The sequence below is a fragment of the Siccibacter colletis genome, assembly GCF_000696575.1.
Classification (GTDB): Bacteria; Pseudomonadota; Gammaproteobacteria; order Enterobacterales; family Enterobacteriaceae; genus Siccibacter; species Siccibacter colletis.
This window is the reverse complement of the sequence record NZ_JMSQ01000039.1, coordinates 256,004-273,317: the sequence shown is the minus strand read 5'-3', so window position 1 is coordinate 273,317 and position 17,314 is coordinate 256,004. Positions and strand designations below refer to the sequence as shown.

Annotated in this window: 17 protein-coding genes; 11 read left to right on the top strand and 6 right to left on the bottom strand. The window is 58.1% G+C overall.

Annotated features, from left to right (window positions below; genetic code table 11):
• Positions 1-23 precede the first annotated feature (23 nt).
• Positions 24-1,133, bottom strand: a complete 1,110-nt coding sequence (locus ET34_RS0120260) for an SLC13 family permease (RefSeq protein WP_031525096.1) — start codon at positions 1,131-1,133, stop codon at positions 24-26.
• Complete coding sequence (mntR, locus tag ET34_RS0120255) at positions 1,133-1,582, bottom strand: manganese-binding transcriptional regulator MntR (RefSeq protein WP_031525094.1); 450 nt, start codon at positions 1,580-1,582, stop codon at positions 1,133-1,135. The genes ET34_RS0120260 and mntR overlap by 1 nt, the downstream gene beginning before the upstream one ends.
• A 189-nt stretch (positions 1,583-1,771) precedes the next feature.
• Between mntR and mntS the strand changes: the two genes are divergently transcribed.
• Complete coding sequence (mntS, locus tag ET34_RS21170; protein WP_035891818.1) at positions 1,772-1,900, top strand: manganase accumulation protein MntS; 129 nt, start codon at positions 1,772-1,774, stop codon at positions 1,898-1,900.
• A 295-nt stretch (positions 1,901-2,195) separates the two neighbouring features.
• Positions 2,196-3,779, top strand: coding sequence for a phosphoethanolamine transferase (locus ET34_RS0120245; protein WP_031525092.1), 1,584 nt, complete (start codon positions 2,196-2,198; stop codon positions 3,777-3,779).
• 59 nt (positions 3,780-3,838) lie between these two features.
• Here the strand turns inward: ET34_RS0120245 and ompX are convergent, their stop codons facing one another.
• Positions 3,839-4,348, bottom strand: a complete 510-nt coding sequence (ompX, locus tag ET34_RS0120240) for an outer membrane protein OmpX (protein ID WP_031525090.1) — start codon at positions 4,346-4,348, stop codon at positions 3,839-3,841.
• 361 nt (positions 4,349-4,709) lie between these two features.
• On the opposite strand from ompX, the gene rhtA reads away from it, so the two are divergent.
• The 6 genes from rhtA to ybiO all read left to right on the top strand — a co-directional run bounded on the left by rhtA (position 4,710) and on the right by ybiO (position 11,482).
• Positions 4,710-5,600: a threonine/homoserine exporter RhtA gene (gene rhtA, locus ET34_RS0120235; RefSeq protein WP_031525088.1), complete on the top strand. Its 891-nt coding sequence runs from the start codon at positions 4,710-4,712 to the stop codon at positions 5,598-5,600.
• A 371-nt stretch (positions 5,601-5,971) separates the two neighbouring features.
• Complete coding sequence (gene dps, locus ET34_RS0120230; protein ID WP_031525087.1) at positions 5,972-6,475, top strand: DNA starvation/stationary phase protection protein Dps; 504 nt, start codon at positions 5,972-5,974, stop codon at positions 6,473-6,475.
• Positions 6,476-6,839: 364 nt separating this feature from the next.
• Entirely contained in the window at positions 6,840-7,586 is a 747-nt protein-coding gene (gene glnH, locus ET34_RS0120225) for a glutamine ABC transporter substrate-binding protein GlnH (RefSeq protein WP_031525085.1), read from the top strand.
• A 119-nt stretch (positions 7,587-7,705) separates the two neighbouring features.
• Positions 7,706-8,365, top strand: a complete 660-nt coding sequence (glnP, locus tag ET34_RS0120220) for a glutamine ABC transporter permease GlnP (RefSeq protein WP_031525083.1) — start codon at positions 7,706-7,708, stop codon at positions 8,363-8,365.
• Complete coding sequence (gene glnQ / locus ET34_RS0120215) at positions 8,362-9,084, top strand: glutamine ABC transporter ATP-binding protein GlnQ (RefSeq protein ID WP_031525081.1); 723 nt, start codon at positions 8,362-8,364, stop codon at positions 9,082-9,084. The genes glnP and glnQ overlap by 4 nt, the downstream gene beginning before the upstream one ends.
• A gap of 136 nt (positions 9,085-9,220) precedes the next feature.
• Positions 9,221-11,482: a mechanosensitive channel protein gene (gene ybiO / locus ET34_RS0120210; RefSeq protein ID WP_031525079.1), complete on the top strand. Its 2,262-nt coding sequence runs from the start codon at positions 9,221-9,223 to the stop codon at positions 11,480-11,482.
• Here the strand turns inward: ybiO and rlmF are convergent, their stop codons facing one another.
• Positions 11,483-12,412: a 23S rRNA (adenine(1618)-N(6))-methyltransferase RlmF gene (rlmF, locus tag ET34_RS0120205; protein WP_031525077.1), complete on the bottom strand. Its 930-nt coding sequence runs from the start codon at positions 12,410-12,412 to the stop codon at positions 11,483-11,485.
• A 115-nt stretch (positions 12,413-12,527) separates the two neighbouring features.
• On the opposite strand from rlmF, the gene ET34_RS0120200 reads away from it, so the two are divergent.
• The 3 genes from ET34_RS0120200 (at position 12,528) to ybiJ (ending at position 14,046) form a co-directional block, all read left to right on the top strand.
• Positions 12,528-13,154, top strand: a complete 627-nt coding sequence (locus ET34_RS0120200) for a flavin reductase family protein (RefSeq protein ID WP_031525076.1) — start codon at positions 12,528-12,530, stop codon at positions 13,152-13,154.
• A 92-nt stretch (positions 13,155-13,246) separates the two neighbouring features.
• Positions 13,247-13,513, top strand: coding sequence for a DksA/TraR family C4-type zinc finger protein (locus tag ET34_RS0120195; protein ID WP_031525074.1), 267 nt, complete (start codon positions 13,247-13,249; stop codon positions 13,511-13,513).
• 272 nt (positions 13,514-13,785) lie between these two features.
• The gene (gene ybiJ, locus ET34_RS0120190; RefSeq protein WP_031525072.1) at positions 13,786-14,046 is read left to right on the top strand and encodes a DUF1471 family protein YbiJ; all 261 of its coding nucleotides are present in this window, start codon (positions 13,786-13,788) and stop codon (positions 14,044-14,046) included.
• An 86-nt stretch (positions 14,047-14,132) separates the two neighbouring features.
• Here ybiJ and ybiB read toward each other — a convergent pair whose 3' ends face one another.
• Together ybiB and dinG are read right to left on the bottom strand one after the other, a co-directional pair.
• Positions 14,133-15,098 carry a DNA-binding protein YbiB gene (ybiB, locus tag ET34_RS0120185; protein WP_031525070.1) on the bottom strand — a complete coding sequence of 322 codons (966 nt, stop codon included), beginning with the start codon at positions 15,096-15,098 and terminating at the stop codon, positions 14,133-14,135.
• A gap of 32 nt (positions 15,099-15,130) precedes the next feature.
• The gene (gene dinG / locus ET34_RS0120180; protein WP_031525069.1) at positions 15,131-17,281 is read right to left on the bottom strand and encodes an ATP-dependent DNA helicase DinG; all 2,151 of its coding nucleotides are present in this window, start codon (positions 17,279-17,281) and stop codon (positions 15,131-15,133) included.
• Positions 17,282-17,314: the final 33 nt, after the last annotated feature.

Sequence of the window (17,314 nt, the reverse complement as noted above, 5' to 3'; positions counted from 1 at the left end):
CAGGAAAAACTGACAATTGCGCATTAACTGATAAGGAACAGTCCGAAGCCGACCAGCGCCGCCCACAGCAGCATGGGAAGGGAATAAAGGTGAAAACGCCACCAGATGCGGCGATCGCCCGCCATTCGCAGGGCAATCAGGTTTGCCAGCGAGCCGGGCAGCAGCCCGAAACCGCCGATATTCACCGCCCAGGCCAGCAGCCGGTCAGGCGGCACGTAGTTCAGCAGCAGAATGGTAGCGGGCACGTTACTGATCGCCTGCGACAGGCCCACCGCGCTGGCAAACAGCGTCATCTGCGAGGCCTGGCTGAGCGGCGTCAGCAGCGTATTCAGCGCCGGCAGGCTGACCAGCAGATGCACGTCGATGAACATCACCATAAACACCGCCAGCAGGCTCCAGTCGATGCCGGTCAGTACCCGACGCGCCATCACCAGAAAGCCCAGCGCCACCACACCCAGCCCCCAGAGCGCCAGCTTCTGCTCCAGCGCGGCTAAAAACACCAGGTAAAGGACCAGGCTGCACCAAATCAGCCGCGGCTGCCAGGGATGGGACTTCTCATGCGCCTGATAGACCAGCGGTGCAGACGTAAAGCTGAACCAGCACACCACCAGCAGACTGGCGAACAGCACCAGCGCCAGCGGCGTCATCTGCCAGGTAAAATCGAGGAACGACAGGCCGGAGCGCCCCCACAGCAGGATGTTTTGCGGATTGCCGATGGGCGTCAGCAGCGACCCGGCGTTAACTGCCAGCGCTTCAAAGATGATGATGCGGCTTACCGGAATGGCACAGAGCTTTTTCAGCGTCAGGGTGAGCGGCACCACGATGAACAGCGCCACATCGTTAGTAAGGAAGGTCGAGAGCAGCGCTGCGGCGCATACCAGAAACAGCGCCAGCTGGCGCTCGCTGGCAAAGCGCTTCACCATGCGCATCCCCAGCACGTCGAAACAGCCGCTCAGCTCGACGCCTTTGGTGAGCATCATCAGCCCGGCGAGCGTAATGATGGTGTGCCAGTCGATAGCGGAGGGCAGATCGACAAAATGAAACGGCGCGATACCCATCAGTATCGCGCCGGTAATTAACAGCAGGTGTAGAAAGCGGTCCCGCAGGAAGGGCCGCAGCAGATTCAGCATGATTAACGCTTCCCGTGCTCGTCGCTGAAGCGGCGGAACAGCGCCAGCGTCTCTTCGCTGACGTGATGCTCCATACCTTCGGCATCGCGGCGGGCGGTGTCCGGGCTGACGCCCAGCGCCAGCAAGAAGCTTTCAACAATCTGGTGACGTTCGCGACTCTCCTGGGCCAGCTTCTCGCCTTCGGCGGTCAGAAACACGCCGCGCCACGGGATCTGCTCGATAAGCCCGACGCTCGCCAGCCGCTTGAGCATTTTCGCCACCGTGGGCTGAGACACGCCCAGCCGTGCCGCCATATCCACCTGCCGCGCTTCACCCGACTCGTGGATCAAATCGGAAATCAGTTCAACGTAGTCATCAATCAGCTCGCGGCGGTGCGCTTCGCGAACCTGACGAAATCCTTCAACGTGCTCTTCAACATTGACCAGCTGCGTCACTTTTTTCTGACGGCTCATAGCACTTCCTCATCTCGTGGCGCGTTGATTCTTATTGTCATCGGGGCGTCATTGTAAACCAGGCGCGGTGCGGCACAAATAAATTCCGAAATAGCCGTAGCTAACTAATATAGCCTGTGCTATATCTGTATGTATTGCAGTCAACAGTTCATGGATTGAGCAGGTGCCTTGTCAGTAAGGAGATCCCCGATGAACGAATTTACGAGGTGTATGCGCGTGTTTTCCCACTCCCCGTTCCAGGTCCGGTTACGCCTGGTCACTATGCTGTGCGATATGCTGAGCAGCAAACCGCAGCAGGACGACAAACCGCGTCGCTAATTTTCATCACACATGGCGCGCGGTTCACTTTTTCATTTCCTTTTTTCTGTTTTCCCTTTCCTTATATTTCAACGTTCACCCGCTTTTATTCTTCATTTTGCTGGATTTGTAATCCGTCTCGCAAAAGCATCGCAACACAGCAGTTGACCTTATTCCAGGCCGGCATTATCTTCTCGCAGCCCGCACAGGTTGCGGCGCACGGATGCGAGCCTCCCTCCTCTTCGCTGTGAATTTCAGGCAGGATTGTGACCCTTGACGCCAGGGTTTACGCATGGCGTTTTTCTGATGTTGGTATATGAACGTAACGGTTAAAGAGACCCCTGCCGCCCGTGGCTTCGCCCTCACCCCGTGGACCGGTTTTTACTTTTTACACGCCCTGCTGATAAACCTTGCGCTTGGCTATCCGTTTAGCCTGCTCTACGCGCTGGCGTTCAGCGCCATCCTGATGCTGCTCTGGCAGGTGACGCCGCGCGGGCAGAAAGCGCTGCTGGCGCTGTGCTCACTGGTGGCCGGGCTCTATTTCCCGTTTGGTCAGGCCTACGGCGCGCCCAACTTCAATACCGTGCTGGCGCTGTACGCCACCAATATGGAAGAGTCGAAAGAGCTGCTGACCATTTTTCCCTGGTACAGCTATCTGGTATCGCTGCTGATATTCGGGCTGGGAATTATCGCCGTGCGCCGTCGCCCCTCTCCCACCCGCGGCTGGCAGTGGCACGATCATCTGTGTCTCGCGATTGCGGTTGCCGCCTGCTTTGTTACCCCGGTGCAAAACCTGCTGCACGGCGGCGTGTTCGCGCTGAAGGATACCGGCTATCCGGTGTTTCGCTTTGTGAAGGACGTGGTGGTAAATAACGCCGAGGTGCTGGACGAACAGGCGCGCATGACGCAGCTGTCGCAGATGAAGGATACCTGGCAGGTGCTGAGCGTTGCGCCACGCTACCACACCTATGTGGTGGTGATCGGCGAGAGCGCACGTCGGGATGCGCTCGGCGCGTTTGGTGGGCACTGGAACAATACGCCGTTCGCCAGCAGCGTTAACGGCACGCTGTTTATGGATTACGTGGCGGCCAGCGGCTCCACACAAAAATCCCTCGGTCTGACGCTCAACCGGGTGGTGGATGATAAGCCGCAGTACCAGGATAATTTTGTCACCCTCGCCAACCGCGCCGGTTTCCAGACCTGGTGGTTCTCGAACCAGGGGCAGATTGGCGAATACGACACCGCCATCGCCAGTATCGCGAAGCGCGCTGACGAAGTGCAGTTTCTGAAAAGCGGCGATTTCGAAGCGGATAAAAACAGCAGCGATGACGCGCTGCTGAAGATGACGGCGCAGGTGCTGTCGACTAAACGCAGCCCGCCGCAGCTGATCGTCTTGCATCTGATGGGTTCACATCCGCAGGCCTGCGACCGCACGGGGGGAAAATACACCACCTTCGTGCAGTCGAAAGAGACCTCGTGCTACCTGCATACCATGACCCGGACGGACGATCTGCTGGCGCGTCTTTACCAGCAGCTGCGCAGCGCCGGGGAGAGTTTTTCGCTGGCATACTTTTCGGATCACGGTCTGGCGTTTAAAGAGCGCGGCACCCGCGTGCAGTATCTGGCCCATGACGATCGGTTCCAGCAAAACTTTCAGGTGCCGTTTATGGTTATCTCCAGCGACGACAAAACCCATCGCCGGATAAAAGCCCGCCGCTCGGCCAATGATTTTCTGATGTTCTTCTCCCAGTGGACCGGCATCAAAACCAAAAAGATCGTGAACCGCTATCGCTTTACTTCAGAACAAAAAGCCGGGCCGGTGTACATCACCAGCTTTAAACTTAAAAAAGTCGATTACACTCATCTGGGCAGCGATCTTTTTGATGTCGGCACCCGGTAAGGAATGCAGGCAAAAAAAAATCCGCCCGAGGGCGGATTTTTATTATCGCGCGGAGGCGATTAGAAGCGGTAGCCGACGCCTGCGATCCAGGTGCCAACGTCCACGTTACGGATGCGGCTCTGCTCGTAGGAGAAGTCCAGAGCGACGTTCTCGATCGGGTTGAACTGCATACCCGCACCGTAAGAGAAGCCGTAGTCGCTGGTGGTGTCGCTGTACGGGTAGTCATGGCTCTGATATTTGCCGTAGCCAACACCGACAACACCGTAGATGCTCGCCCAGTCGTTCAGACGGTAAGCCGGACCTGCAGTCAGACCGTAATACTGAGACTTGTTGCTGCTGTCAAAGCGATCGTCGGTTTTCTGGGTGTAGGTGAAAGAACCGATTACGCCCAGCGGGCTGTTATCTTCTTCGTAGCGGTATTTCAGGTTGAAACCGCCAGCTTTGTTAGCAACACCCTGGTAATCGCTCTGCGCGTAGCCGCCAGAAACGGTGGAGGTCGCTGCTACTGCAGTACCTGCGGAAACAGCCAGTACGGCTGCCAGTGCTGAAAGACATGCAATTTTTTTCATAACCACCTCAAATGTGCTTCAACTAAGTCCTAAGTTTTAAATATATCAAAACCCCGGAAGAAACTCTTTGTGATTCACGTTGTCTAACGGGGCTTTTGCTGTAACAAAACATTTCCATTTCGTTATATCCCGTTAAAAGTAAAGCATAAATCCGTAAATCCGCCAGATTATCTACTGCAATCTCAGGTTCATCTATCCAGATAATTCCTAATCCGGATACTGCCTGAATAACAGTAATGCTGGTATTGTAAGACCTTCCGCCACACTTTTTTTCAATGCTTCATCAACGGACGCAACGAATCATATGCCGTCCCGGCGGTTACTGCCGTGTTAACTCTGTAAAGAAAAGAAAGGATGCGTAATGCCCGTTTTATCTCGTCAGACGCCGGTCTGGCTGCCCGTAGTCATTCTTCTCATCGCCATGACCTCCATTCAGAGCGGCGCCTCCCTCGCTAAATCGTTGTTTCCGATGGTGGGTGCGCCTGGCGTAACGGCATTGCGCCTGGCGCTGGGGACGCTGATCCTCGCGGTGGTGTTTAAACCCTGGCGTCTGCGATTTACCCGGGCGCAGCGCGTGCCGCTGTTGATGTACGGATTGTCGCTCGGGGCGATGAACTATCTGTTCTACTTATCTATCCAGACCGTGCCGTTGGGAATTGCTGTTGCCCTGGAGTTTACCGGCCCGCTGGCGGTGGCGCTGTTTGGCTCGCGCCGCGCGGTGGATTTCGTCTGGGTGCTGCTGGCGGTGCTGGGCCTGTGGTTCCTGCTGCCGCTCGGTAAAGACGTGGCGCATGTTGATTTAACCGGCGCGGCCTGCGCGCTGGGAGCCGGTGCCTGCTGGGCGCTCTACATTATTACCGGCCAGCGCGCCGGGGCCGACCATGGCCCGGCCACGGTGGCGCTGGGTTCACTGATTGCCGCCGTGATTTTTGTTCCTCTCGGTGCGGTTCAGGCCGGTGAAGCGCTGTGGCACTGGTCGATTCTGCCGCTGGGCCTCGGTATCGCCATTCTCTCTACCGCCCTGCCCTATTCGCTGGAGATGATAGCGCTCACCCGCATGCCCACCCGCACCTTCGGCACGCTAATGAGTATGGAGCCGGCGCTGGCGGCCGTGTCGGGTATGCTGTTCCTGAATGAAACCCTGAGCCTGGTGCAGTGGCTGGCGCTGCTCTCCATTATTGCCGCCTCGATGGGGTCAACCTTAACACTGCGGCGCGAAACGCAGATTACCCGCGTCGATATCGATAAATAATCTTGTGTCCGGCACCCCGAATCCGGTGCCGGAAACAAATTGTTATAGAATCAGCCGGGTTATTTTTTGCGTATTAATCTGAATAAGCCAGACGGTAAAAATAAGGCATATTTTTGCGCGGACTATGCACCTGAGCGCAAATACGCGCTGACTATACGAATAACTATGCACCGAAAGAACTATTTCTCGTTTTACACCCCGAAACGCTGCAATCATAAGTTATGTTGCTGATGTCAATAGAAAAACCCCACAAGAGGCGCGCGCTTTGCTATTTATCCGATAGGCAATACCAACCCGGCACACGCCATATCCGGTGCTATACTTATTTCCGGTAATTGATTGGGACACTAACATCAAGAGGATATGAGATTATGAGTACCGCTAAACTGGTAAAATCAAAAGCATCCGATCTGCTTTATACCCGTAACGATGTGGCTGATGCCGATAAGAAAGCGACCATTGAGTTGCTGAACCGTCAGGTTGTTCAGTTTATTGACCTGTCTCTTATCACTAAGCAAGCCCACTGGAATATGCGCGGTGCGAACTTCATTGGTGTTCATGAAATGCTCGATGGCTTCCGTACTGCTCTGACCGATCACCTGGATACCATGGCCGAACGTGCCGTACAGCTGGGTGGCGTTGCACTGGGTACCACCCAGGTAGTGAACAGCAAAACCGCGCTGAAAAGCTACCCGCTGGATATCCACACCGTTCAGGATCACCTGAAAGAACTGGCCGACCGCTATGCGGTTGTGGCGAACGACGTGCGTAAAGCAGTGAGCGAAGCGCAGGATGAAGACACCGCGGATATCTTCACCGCTGCATCCCGCGATCTGGACAAATTCCTGTGGTTTATCGAGTCTAACATCGAATAATTTTCGCAGAATTGTTCTTCCCCCTCCGCCCGGAGGGGGATCGTTGCACCACCATAACGCACGCTTCCCCGGTCATACTCCCGTTTTCGTTACCAGCTTGTAATAATCACTTCACACAACCGTTAAAGAAAGATTGTTTTTGCAGCATATTCTGCGTAAAAACGATCTTAGCGGTTGTCAATGCCTTTCCTGCACCAAAATAGCGCACCACTCTGGTGCAATGCGCCTGACTTGCAACCGCCATTGTGCAATGTTACAAAATGCTCCCTTAGCAAAAACAGCAAGTTGTAAAACTGGCACGTTTTTTTCATGCTACGGTGCGTTCCCGCTGGGGATAGCCCCGTGGATTAAAAAAGGAAATGCTATGAAGTCGATTTTTAAAGTTTCCCTGGCCGCGCTGACGCTGGCTTTTGCGGTTTCCTCTCAGGCAGCCGATAAGAAACTGATCGTTGCAACCGATACCGCGTTCGTCCCTTTTGAATTCAAGCAGGATGGTAAATACGTTGGTTTCGACGTTGACCTGTGGGCCGCTGTCGCCAAAGAGCTGAAGCTGGATTACACCCTGAAGCCGATGGATTTCAGCGGCATTATCCCGGCGCTGCAGACCAAAAACGTAGACCTGGCGCTGGCGGGAATTACCATCACCGACGAACGTAAAAAAGCGATCGACTTCTCCGACGGCTACTACAAAAGCGGCCTGCTGGTGATGGTGAAAGCCAATAACAACGACGTTAAAAGCGTAAAAGATCTCGACGGCAAAGTGGTGGCAGTTAAAGGCGGCACCGGCTCCGTGGATTACGCGAAAGCCAACATCAAAACCAAAGACCTGCGTCAGTTCCCGAACATCGATAACGCCTACATGGAACTTGGCACTAACCGCGCAGACGCGGTACTGCACGACACGCCAAACATCCTGTACTTCATCAAAACCGCAGGTAAAGGCCAGTTCAAAGCGGTAGGCGATTCTCTGGAAGCCCAGCAGTACGGCATTGCCTTCCCGAAAGGCAGCGACGATCTGCGTGAAAAAGTGAACGGCGCGCTGAAAACGCTGAAAGAGAACGGCACCTACAACGAAATCTACAAAAAATGGTTCGGAACCGAACCTAAATAATGACAGTTCTTTTTTGAAGGGTGTTTCAGGCGCGGCTGGCTGGCACGCCTGACTCCCTTCTTCTCGGGGGCGCTCTGCCCCTGCTTTTATGTTTCAACCACGGTATACAGGAAATCATCATGCAGTTTGACTGGAGTGCCATCTGGCCCGCCATTCCGCTTTTAATTGAAGGCGCCAAAATGACCCTGTGGATTTCGGTCCTCGGTCTGGTTGGCGGCCTGGTCATCGGCCTCATCGCCGGTTTCGCCCGCAGCTTTGGCGGCTGGATCGCCAACCACATCGCCCTCGTATTTATCGAAGTGATCCGCGGTACGCCGATTGTGGTACAGGTGATGTTTATCTACTTCGCCCTGCCGATGGCATTCAACGATCTGCGCATCGACCCGTTCTCTGCGGCGGTAGTGACCATCATGATCAACTCCGGTGCTTATATCGCTGAAATCACCCGCGGCGCGGTGCTGTCGATTCACAAAGGGTTCCGCGAAGCGGGTCTGGCGCTGGGTTTATCGCGCATGGACACCATCCGTCACGTGATCCTGCCGCTGGCGCTGCGCCGTATGCTGCCGCCGCTGGGTAACCAGTGGATCATCAGCATCAAGGACACCTCGCTGTTTATCGTTATCGGCGTAGCCGAGCTGACCCGTCAGGGCCAGGAGATCATCGCCGGTAACTTCCGCGCGCTGGAAATCTGGAGCGCCGTTGCGGTGTTCTACCTCATCATTACCCTGGTTCTGAGCTTTGTTCTGCGCCTTATTGAAAGAAGGATGAAAATCCTGTGATTGAATTTAAAAACGTCTCCAAGCACTTCGGTCCGACCCAGGTGCTGCACAACATCGACCTGAACATTAAGCAGGGTGAAGTGGTCGTGATTATCGGGCCGTCCGGCTCCGGTAAATCCACGCTGCTGCGCTGCATCAACAAGCTCGAAGAGATCACCAGCGGCGATCTGGTCGTCGATGGCCTCAAGGTCAACGACCCGAAAGTGGACGAGCGCCTGATCCGTCAGGAAGCCGGCATGGTGTTCCAGCAGTTCTATCTGTTCCCGCACCTGACGGCGCTGGAAAACGTGATGTTCGGCCCCACCCGCGTGCGCGGAGCTAAGAAAGCCGAAGCGGAAGCGCTGGCGAAATCGCTGCTGGCAAAAGTGGGCCTCGCTGAGCGTGCGCATCATTATCCTTCCGAGCTGTCCGGTGGCCAGCAGCAGCGCGTCGCCATTGCCCGCGCGCTGGCAGTGAAGCCGAAGATGATGCTGTTCGACGAGCCAACCTCCGCCCTTGACCCCGAGCTGCGCCACGAAGTGCTGAAGGTGATGCAGGACCTGGCTGAGGAAGGGATGACGATGGTCATCGTTACCCACGAGATTGGCTTTGCCGAGAAAGTGGCCTCGCGCCTGATCTTCATCGACAAAGGCCGTATCGCTGAAGACGGTAACCCGCAGACGCTGATCGCGAACCCGCCGAGCCAGCGCCTGCAGGAGTTTCTGCAGCACGTTTCCTGAGTCAGCGCGTCACGATAAGCCCCTTGCGAGGGGCTTTTTTTTGCTCAATCGCACCGGAAAACTCCCTCTTTTCAGACGCCTTCAGCCCAGCGGCTATACTTACCCCTTCGCTGACGTTCTCAATCCGGAGGAGCCCGTGCCGTGGATCATTCTGCTGCTGTGTAGCCTGTTTCTTGCCCCCGTTCAGGCCGCCGTCTCACCTGCTGCCGCTGCCGCGGCAACCACTACCACCAGCACTGCCAGCGCAGACAGCGCCCCCGCTGCCGAACCCACGCTCGAGGAAAAAAAGGCCGCGTATGCGGCGCTGGCCAACGTGCTGGAAAACGAGCAGTCACGTACCGAGCTAATTGACCAGCTGCGCAAAGTGGCCGCCACCCCGGACGCCGAGCCGGTCCCGGCCCTCACTCCGGTGGAGGAGGCGCAGGAAGAGACCACGGTGCTGGAGAACGTCACCGCACTGGGGCGCGAGTACGGCGGCGAGCTGGCCTCACGTTTTGCCCAGCTGTATCGCAATATCTCCACCGCCTCGCACAAGCCTTTCAACCAGCAGACCTTCTTCAATGCCCTCACCCACTTCGCCATGCTAGCCGGCGCGGTATTCGTGTTTTACTGGGTGCTGCGCGCCGGGGCGATCCCGCTGTATCGCAAAATGGGTGAGTGGGGGCGTAAAAAGAACAAGGCGCGCTCCAGCTGGCTGCATCTCCCGGCGATGATCGTCGCGGCGTTTGTTATTGACCTGCTGCTGCTCTCGCTGGCGCTCACCGTCGGCCAGGTACTGATTGACGTGATGAATGCGGGCAGCAGAACCATTGCCCGTCAACAGGGGCTGTTCCTCAACGCCTTTGCGCTGATTGAGTTCTTCAAAGCCATCCTGCGCCTGATATTCTGCCCGCGCGTGCCGTCCCTGCGCCCATTCCCGGTGAGTGACGCCAGCGCCCGCTACTGGAACACCCGCTTAAGCGGCCTGAGCAGCCTGATTGGCTATGGCCTGCTGGTCGCGGTGCCGATTATTTCCAACCAGGTTAACGTGCAGATCGGTGCTCTGGCGAACGTCGTCATTATGCTCAGCATCACCGTCTGGGCGCTGTACCTGATTTTCCATAACAAAGCGCACATCCAGCACAACCTGATCGCGCTGGCCGACCGCTCAATGGCCTTTTTCAGCCTGTTTATCCGCGCCTTTGCGCTGGTCTGGCACTGGCTGGCCTGCGCCTATTTCATCGTGCTGTTCTTCTTCTCGCTGTTCGATCCGGGCAACAGCCTGAAGTTTATGATGGCGGCCTCGCTCAGGAGCCTGGCGATTATCAGCGTCGCGGCGTTCTTCTCCGGCCTGCTGTCGCGCTGGATCGCCAAAACCATCACCCTGTCGCCTCAGCTGCAGCGTAACTATCCCGAGCTGCAAAAGCGGGTAAACGGCTGGCTGTCGATGTCGCTGAAGCTGGCGCGCATTCTCACGGTGTGCGTGGCGATCATGCTGCTGCTCAACGCCTGGGGACTGTTTGATTTCTGGCAGTGGCTGACCAACGGCGCGGGTGAAAAAACGGTAGATATTCTGATCCGCGTCTCGCTGATCCTGTTCTTCTCTGCCGTCGGCTGGACCCTGCTGGCGAGCCTGATTGAGAGCCGCCTCGCCTCGGACATCCACGGCCGACCGCTGCCGAGCGCCCGTACCCGCACGCTGCTGACGCTGTTCCGCAACGCGCTGGCGGTGATCATCAGCACCATTACGGTGATGATTGTGCTGTCGGAGATTGGCGTGAATATCGCCCCGCTGCTGGCGGGTGCCGGTGCGCTGGGGCTGGCGATCTCGTTCGGCTCCCAGACGCTGGTGAAGGACATTATCACCGGGGTGTTTATTCAGTTTGAAAACGGGATGAACACCGGCGATCTGGTCACCATCGGGCCGCTGACCGGTACGGTGGAGCGGATGTCGATTCGTTCGGTGGGGGTGCGGCAGGATACCGGGGCGTATCACATCATTCCCTGGTCATCCATCACCACCTTCGCTAACTTCGTGCGCGGTATCGGGTCGTTCGTGGCGAACTACGAAGTGGATCGGCGGGAAGATGAAACCAAAGCCAATCAGGCGCTGCGCGATGCGGTAGAGGAGCTGATGACCCGCGAGGATATTCGCATGCTGGTGATCGGCGAACCAAACTTTGCGGGCATCGTCGGGCTGACCAACACCTCGTTCACCCTGCGCGTCACCTTTACCACCCAGCCGCTGAAGCAGTGGACGGTGCGCTTTGCCCTGGATGCGATGGTGAAGAAACACTTCGACCTGGCAGATATCCGCCCGCCGGTGCAGACCGTGCAGGTGATGCAGCCTGGGGCAGAGGCGACGCAGATGAACGCGGCGGCGGGCGGCGCACTGCCGCCTGCCAACCCAACGGTGTAATTACGCTTTGTTACGCTGCGCCCAACGCTGGCGCGCAGTCGCATCGAGGAAAGTCCAGGCGATAAAGCGGCTCTGCTTCTGACCCTGGCTCATCTCTTTCTTCACCACCTGCACGGCCCCGGCCTGCTCCAGCGCCCGGTAGAGCGCCGGCAGATTATCCCCACGCGACACCAGCGAGGTAAACCACATCACCTGGCGGGCAAAGGCTTTACTCTCATCGATCATCCGGGTGATGAACGCCACTTCTCCGCCTTCGCACCACAGCTCATCCTGCTGTCCGCCAAAGTTAAGCTGCGGCTTATCTTCCAGTCCGAGGTTACGGCGCTTGCGCTCGTTGCCCGCCTGCGCCCCTGCGGCAGAGTCGTGGAACGGCGGGTTGCACATCGTGGCGTCGTACTGCTCGTTTTTATGAATGATGCCGGTGAAGATGGCGCCAGGGGTTTTCTGGCGGCGCAGGCGAATACGCGCCTGCAGCTTGTTCGCGTCGATAATCGCATTCGCGCTTTTCAGCGCGTCGGCGTTCACTTCGCTGCCGGTGAAACGCCAGCCGTAATCGTGATGACCTATAAGCGGATAGATGCAGTTGGCACCCACTCCGATGTCCAGCACGCTGGCACCGCGCGGTACTGCGCCCTGATGATGTTCTGCCAGCAGATCGGCCAGATGGTGCACGTAGTCTGCGCGTCCCGGAACCGGCGGGCAGAGGAAGCCGTCGGGAATATCCCACTGCGCCACGCCGTAGAAGTGCGCCAGCAGCGCCTGATTGAGGGTTTTCACCGCTTGCGGGTTGGCGAAGTCGATGGTGTCCTCGCCGCGCGGCGACTGGATAATAAACCCGGCCAGCGCCGGACAGTCACGGGTTAACGCCGCAAGATCGTAGCGGCTGCGGTGGCGGTTGCGGGGATGCAGTTCCCCTTTCTGGCGCGTCATGATGATTCTCCTGTAAGTCGGCGCGTAAGATACCCGCTGCCTGCGGTGGGGTAAATAACTGACGGAAACTTTTGCCGTCGGGTAAGATGCCCTTTTGAGGTTAATCAGGTGGAATATGACAGCAAAACGCTACTACTACGAGCCGCAGCAGGGGCATGGCCTGCCGCACGATCCGTTGAACGCCATCGTCGGGCCGCGTCCGATCGGCTGGATCTCCTCGCTGGACGCTGAAGGCCGCCGCAATCTGGCGCCCTACAGCTTCTTCAACTGCTTTAACTATCGCCCACCGATTATTGGTTTTGCCAGCAGCGGCTGGAAAGACAGCGTCAGTAATATCGTGGCCAGTAAAGAGTTTGTCTGGAACCTGACCACCCGCGATCTGGCGGTGCAGATGAACGAAACCTCCGCCTCGCTGCCGCACGGTGAAGACGAGTTCGCCCGCGCCGGGCTGACGTCGGTTGCCGGTCGTCAGGTCGCCGCGCCGCTGGTTGCTGAAAGCCCGGTGAACTTCGAGTGCCGCCTGTCACAGTGCATTCAGCTGACCAGCGCCGACGGCTCGCTTATCGACAGCTGGCTGGTGCTGGGCGAAGTGGTGGCCGTGCATATTGATGAAACTCTGCTGGAAAACGGCATCTATCAGACCGCCAAAGCCCAGCCGGTGCTGCGTGCTGGCGGCCCCAGCGCCTACTACGCCATCGACGAGGCGCAGCGTTTCGATCTGGTGCGCCCGGACGCCCGTTAACGCTCGCCAGGCCCGCTGCGGCGGGCCTTTCCCGGCAGAAATCACGCTTTTTTGCTATAATTACCCCTGTGTTTAACCATGCAGGAGGTCCTATGGCTTCAGGTTGGGCAAATGACGGTGCGGTACAGGATCAGATCGACAGCACCGTAGATGATGCCGTCGCGCGGGCGCGCCGCGCGCTACCGACGGGTGAAAGCCTTGAGTTCTGTGAGATGTGCGATGAGCCAATCCCCGAGCCACGTCGCAAGGCGATACCCGGCGTACATCTGTGCGTTAACTGCCAGCAAAAAGAGGACGCGCACCGCGCCCGCTTCTCCCCCTACAACCGCCGCGGCTCGAAAGACAGCCAGCTCCGCTAGCGCAGCACGTTGTGCTGCGTTTTCTCCCTTGCGCACGATTTTTTCGGTTCAGCGTGTCCGATTGTGCCCTTCCCACTGGCCGACGTAAGCTCCGGTAAAGAAGCGTAGCGGGTAGCGCTTTTATCTTGATTATTCAGCCGCTTATATTTCATTCAAATTTTTAGAATAAGGCTGTCAATTCTTCTCGATTTTATATTCTGCTCGGGGGTGTGACAATAATCACATCGACGGAACAACGTCACCCAAACAGAATAACCTGCGAGATTACACCCATGAAAACCGTTAAATATGCTATTGCCGCTCTCACACTGTCTGCGTTCTCTTTTGCTGCCAGCGCAGCCGACCTCATCAGCAACGCTGATGCGCAGAACCTGAACAAAGTGGGTGTGGTATCGGCGCAGGGCGCAAGCACCCTGGAAGGTCTGGAAGCGGAACTGGCTGCCAAAGCCGACGCAGCAGGCGCCAAAGCCTACAGCATCACTTCAGCGATGAGCCACAACAAAGTGAGCGGCACCGCGGTGATCTACAACTGATTTATGCCTTACCCTCTCTGACTCTGCTTTATTTAGATTGACCCTCATTTTTGCCCGCTGCCACGCGGGCTTTTTTTCGTCTCTGCTCAGTACGTCTGCGCCACCTGCTCCAGCGCGTCTTCAAGCGTCGTCGCCCGCCCCGTTGCCACCAGGCAGCAGGCCAGCTCGATTTTCAGCGACACCGGCAGCGGTTCGCGCCCGGTAAGGCAGCGTTCGGTCCAGCGCGCCGTGACGTCAGCCTCTTTTGACGCCGGTAGCACGGTGGTGGGTGCCGCCTCGGCCTGACGCTCATACAGCACGCGTATGCCCTGCTCATCAATCAGATTGATTTGCGGGCAGCGCTGCGGGTTGGCGTATACCTCCCCCTCCGTGCCGTGCATCAGCAGCGCTCGCCCGCCGATGGTCTGGAAGAAGCCGCCCACTTTGGTCACGTACTCCGGGTGCGAAACGCTGGAGAGACGCAGCGCGGCGTCCTCGGCAAACGGCGTTGCCAGCTTGGCCAGGGTATGCGCACTGTTACGTACGCCCATCCGCCAGCGCAGATCGAGTTGCTGCTCCAGCGGCGGGCAGAGCGCGCTGACCGGCATATAGACCGGATGATGGCCCTCCAGCTGGGCCTGTGCCTGGCCGGCGTGCAGCGTCGGGTGGATGCCCATCAGCGTGAATACGGTTTCGCTGATCACCCGGGTGCCGTCATGGCTGACCCCGTGCACCAGCACCGGAAAACCGAGGCGGTTGAGCAACAGCGCCAGCAGCGGCGTCAGGTTGGCCTGCTTACGCGCTCCGTTGTAGGTGGGAATGACGATCGGCATCGGTTTGCCCGGCGGCGGCGTCAGGCGCACGGTCTGCTGCTGCATCGCCTCGTAAAAGCCGCGCAGCTCTGCTTCCCCTTCCCCTTTGATGCGCAGCGCAATCAGCACGCCGCCCAGCTCCAGCTCCGGCACCTCGCCGTTCAGCATATGGGTATAGAGCGCGCGCGCTGTGTCGATATCCAGATCCCGGGCATGGTTCTTGCCGCGGCCGATTTCTTTAATGATTGAGCGGTAATCCATCCGTCACTCCTTACGTCGTGCTGTTTGCGTATTCAGCGCCGACGAGGGCGGCGCGCTGCTTTTTTTGGCTCAGCCTTCACTATAACGTCTGGTGCCTCGGGCTGGGAAACAGGAAATACCGGCAGCGCGTTCAGCAGGCGCTGCCCGTAGCCTTTGGTAAACAGACGTTTGTCATAAATGATCACCTCGCCCCAGCATTCGTGGCTGCGGATAAGCCGCCCGACCTGCTGGATAAGATTGAAGGAGGCGCTCGGCAGGCTCTGCACTTCGAACGGATAGCGGTTAAGGCTTTTCAGCCACTCCCCTTCGGTGATCACTACCGGGCTGTCCACCGGCGGGAAGGCAATTTTATGGATATGCACCTGGGTGAGCAGCTCGCCTTTCAGATCCAGCCCTTCGGCAAAGGACTGTAGCCCTACCAGCACGCTGCGCTCACCGCCCTGCACGCGCTTGCGGTGCAGCTCCACCAGCCGGTAACGCGGCTGATCGCCCTGCACCAGCAGCATCAGGCGCAGGTCGGTCACGTGGGTGAGAAACTGCTGCATGGCGCGTCCGCTGGCAAACAGCACCAGCATCCCTTTGTGCTCGCCTTTTTCGACTTCCTGGCGGAAGAAGGCCGCCATCTCGGCAATATGGTGCGCTTCGTGCTCCATCAGCGGTTCGTAACGCATGCGGGGAATGACAATCCGCCCCTGATCGACATGATTGAACGGCGAATCGAGGCTGATAAAACGGTCGCCCGCCTTCTCGCGCAGGCCGCTCATCTCCTGCAGACGTGAAAAACTGTTGAGCGAGCGCAGGGTCGCGGAGGTGACCACCACATGCGGCACGCTGCGCCAGAGCAGCTTTTCCAGCTGGTCGGCAACGCGAATGCCGACGCAGTGGAACCACATATGCAGCTGGCCGTCGCGCAGCTCGCGGGTCACCCACTTCGACACCGGCGCACCGGACGCCTGGGCCAGCGAGGCCAGCCGCCAGAGCTTGCTCTGCGCCTCAAAGTGGCCGAGGGCGCGGTTCATCTGCAACAGCACCCGGTGCAGACGCACAATATCGTGGCTGCCGGTCTTCTCGCTGAGATCGTTGAGGAACAGCTCCGCCAGGCCGCGCAGCGATTCGGTAAGCTTCGCCAGCCGCTGGCAAATCTCCATGATCTCAGCCGGCAGTTCGCCCATCGCAAACCGGTACTCCGCCTCGCTGCCCGCCGGCAGATAAAGGGCTAGAATACTGTTCAGGGAGCCGATAAGTTCGGCCAGCTCCTCGCAGTGCGCGTTCAGCCGCTCGGGATTCGCCAGCGGCGGCAGGGTTTTCGGGCGGAACTGCTCCACGCAGGTCGCCACCAGTTTCGCAAACAGATCGAGCTGCAGCCGCGCCCAGGGAGCGGTGATCTCGGCGCTCATCTCCAGCGCATCGCGCGCCACGTCCGGGACGTGATGCCCTTCATCCAGCACCAGCAGCAGGTTTTTCGGCTCCGGCAGCACCGCTTCGCTCTCCAGCGCCGCCATCACCAGCGCGTGGTTTGCCACCACCACTTCCGCCTCCTGGATTTCACGCCGCGCCACGAAAAACGGGCATTCGCGGTAGTAGTGGCAGTTGCGGTTCAGGCAGCTCGCTTTATCGGTGCTGAGCCGCATCCACAGCTTGTCGTCGATCGCCTGATCGGTGTGATCGCGCAGACCGTCCCACTTATAGCTGTCGAGATCGGCTTTCAGCTTTGCGCAGCGCTGCTGCTCCTCTTTGCTGTTCGGCGTCAGCTCGTCATCGAGAAATGCCAGCAGATCGCCCTGCGCCAGGCTTTCGGTGGAGAGCGCAGCGAGGTTGCGCGGGCAGACGTAGCGCCCGCGTCCGAAAGCGGCGGTGAACTTCAGGTCCGGGATAATCTTGCGCAGCAGGGGTAAATCCTTGCTGAAGATCTGGTCCTGCAACGCCACGTTAGCGGTGCTCACCACCAGGGTTTTCTGCTCGTCCCGGGCAATGGCGATGCCGGGGATCAGATAGGAGAGGGTTTTACCGACGCCGGTGGGCGCTTCGATCGCCAGATGCCGCCCTTCATCCCCGGCCAGCGTTTTCGCCACTTCAGCAATCATCTGCCGCTGCGGCGCGCGAGGGATAAAATCGGGGATCTGCTGTTGCAGCGCCTTGTACCAGGCGGCAATTTGCGCTTTATGCGCGCTCGAAAGGGCCATCGGGAAACCTGAGATACTGTATAAACAGCCACT

Excerpts from the sequence above, each read along its gene's own strand:
- mntR (WP_031525094.1), bottom strand. The coding sequence starts at position 1,582 with ATGAGCCGTCAGAAAAAAGTGACGCAGCTGGTCAATGTTGAAGAGCAC.
- mntS (WP_035891818.1), top strand. The coding sequence starts at position 1,772 with ATGAACGAATTTACGAGGTGTATGCGCGTGTTTTCCCACTCCCCGTTC.
- ET34_RS0120245 (WP_031525092.1), top strand. The coding sequence starts at position 2,196 with ATGAACGTAACGGTTAAAGAGACCCCTGCCGCCCGTGGCTTCGCCCTC.
- ompX (WP_031525090.1), bottom strand. The coding sequence starts at position 4,348 with ATGAAAAAAATTGCATGTCTTTCAGCACTGGCAGCCGTACTGGCTGTT.
- rhtA (WP_031525088.1), top strand. The coding sequence starts at position 4,710 with ATGCCCGTTTTATCTCGTCAGACGCCGGTCTGGCTGCCCGTAGTCATT.
- dps (WP_031525087.1), top strand. The coding sequence starts at position 5,972 with ATGAGTACCGCTAAACTGGTAAAATCAAAAGCATCCGATCTGCTTTAT.
- glnH (WP_031525085.1), top strand. The coding sequence starts at position 6,840 with ATGAAGTCGATTTTTAAAGTTTCCCTGGCCGCGCTGACGCTGGCTTTT.
- glnP (WP_031525083.1), top strand. The coding sequence starts at position 7,706 with ATGCAGTTTGACTGGAGTGCCATCTGGCCCGCCATTCCGCTTTTAATT.
- rlmF (WP_031525077.1), bottom strand. The coding sequence starts at position 12,412 with ATGACGCGCCAGAAAGGGGAACTGCATCCCCGCAACCGCCACCGCAGC.
- ET34_RS0120200 (WP_031525076.1), top strand. The coding sequence starts at position 12,528 with ATGACAGCAAAACGCTACTACTACGAGCCGCAGCAGGGGCATGGCCTG.
- ET34_RS0120195 (WP_031525074.1), top strand. The coding sequence starts at position 13,247 with ATGGCTTCAGGTTGGGCAAATGACGGTGCGGTACAGGATCAGATCGAC.
- ybiJ (WP_031525072.1), top strand. The coding sequence starts at position 13,786 with ATGAAAACCGTTAAATATGCTATTGCCGCTCTCACACTGTCTGCGTTC.
- ybiB (WP_031525070.1), bottom strand. The coding sequence starts at position 15,098 with ATGGATTACCGCTCAATCATTAAAGAAATCGGCCGCGGCAAGAACCAT.
- dinG (WP_031525069.1), bottom strand. The coding sequence starts at position 17,281 with ATGGCCCTTTCGAGCGCGCATAAAGCGCAAATTGCCGCCTGGTACAAG.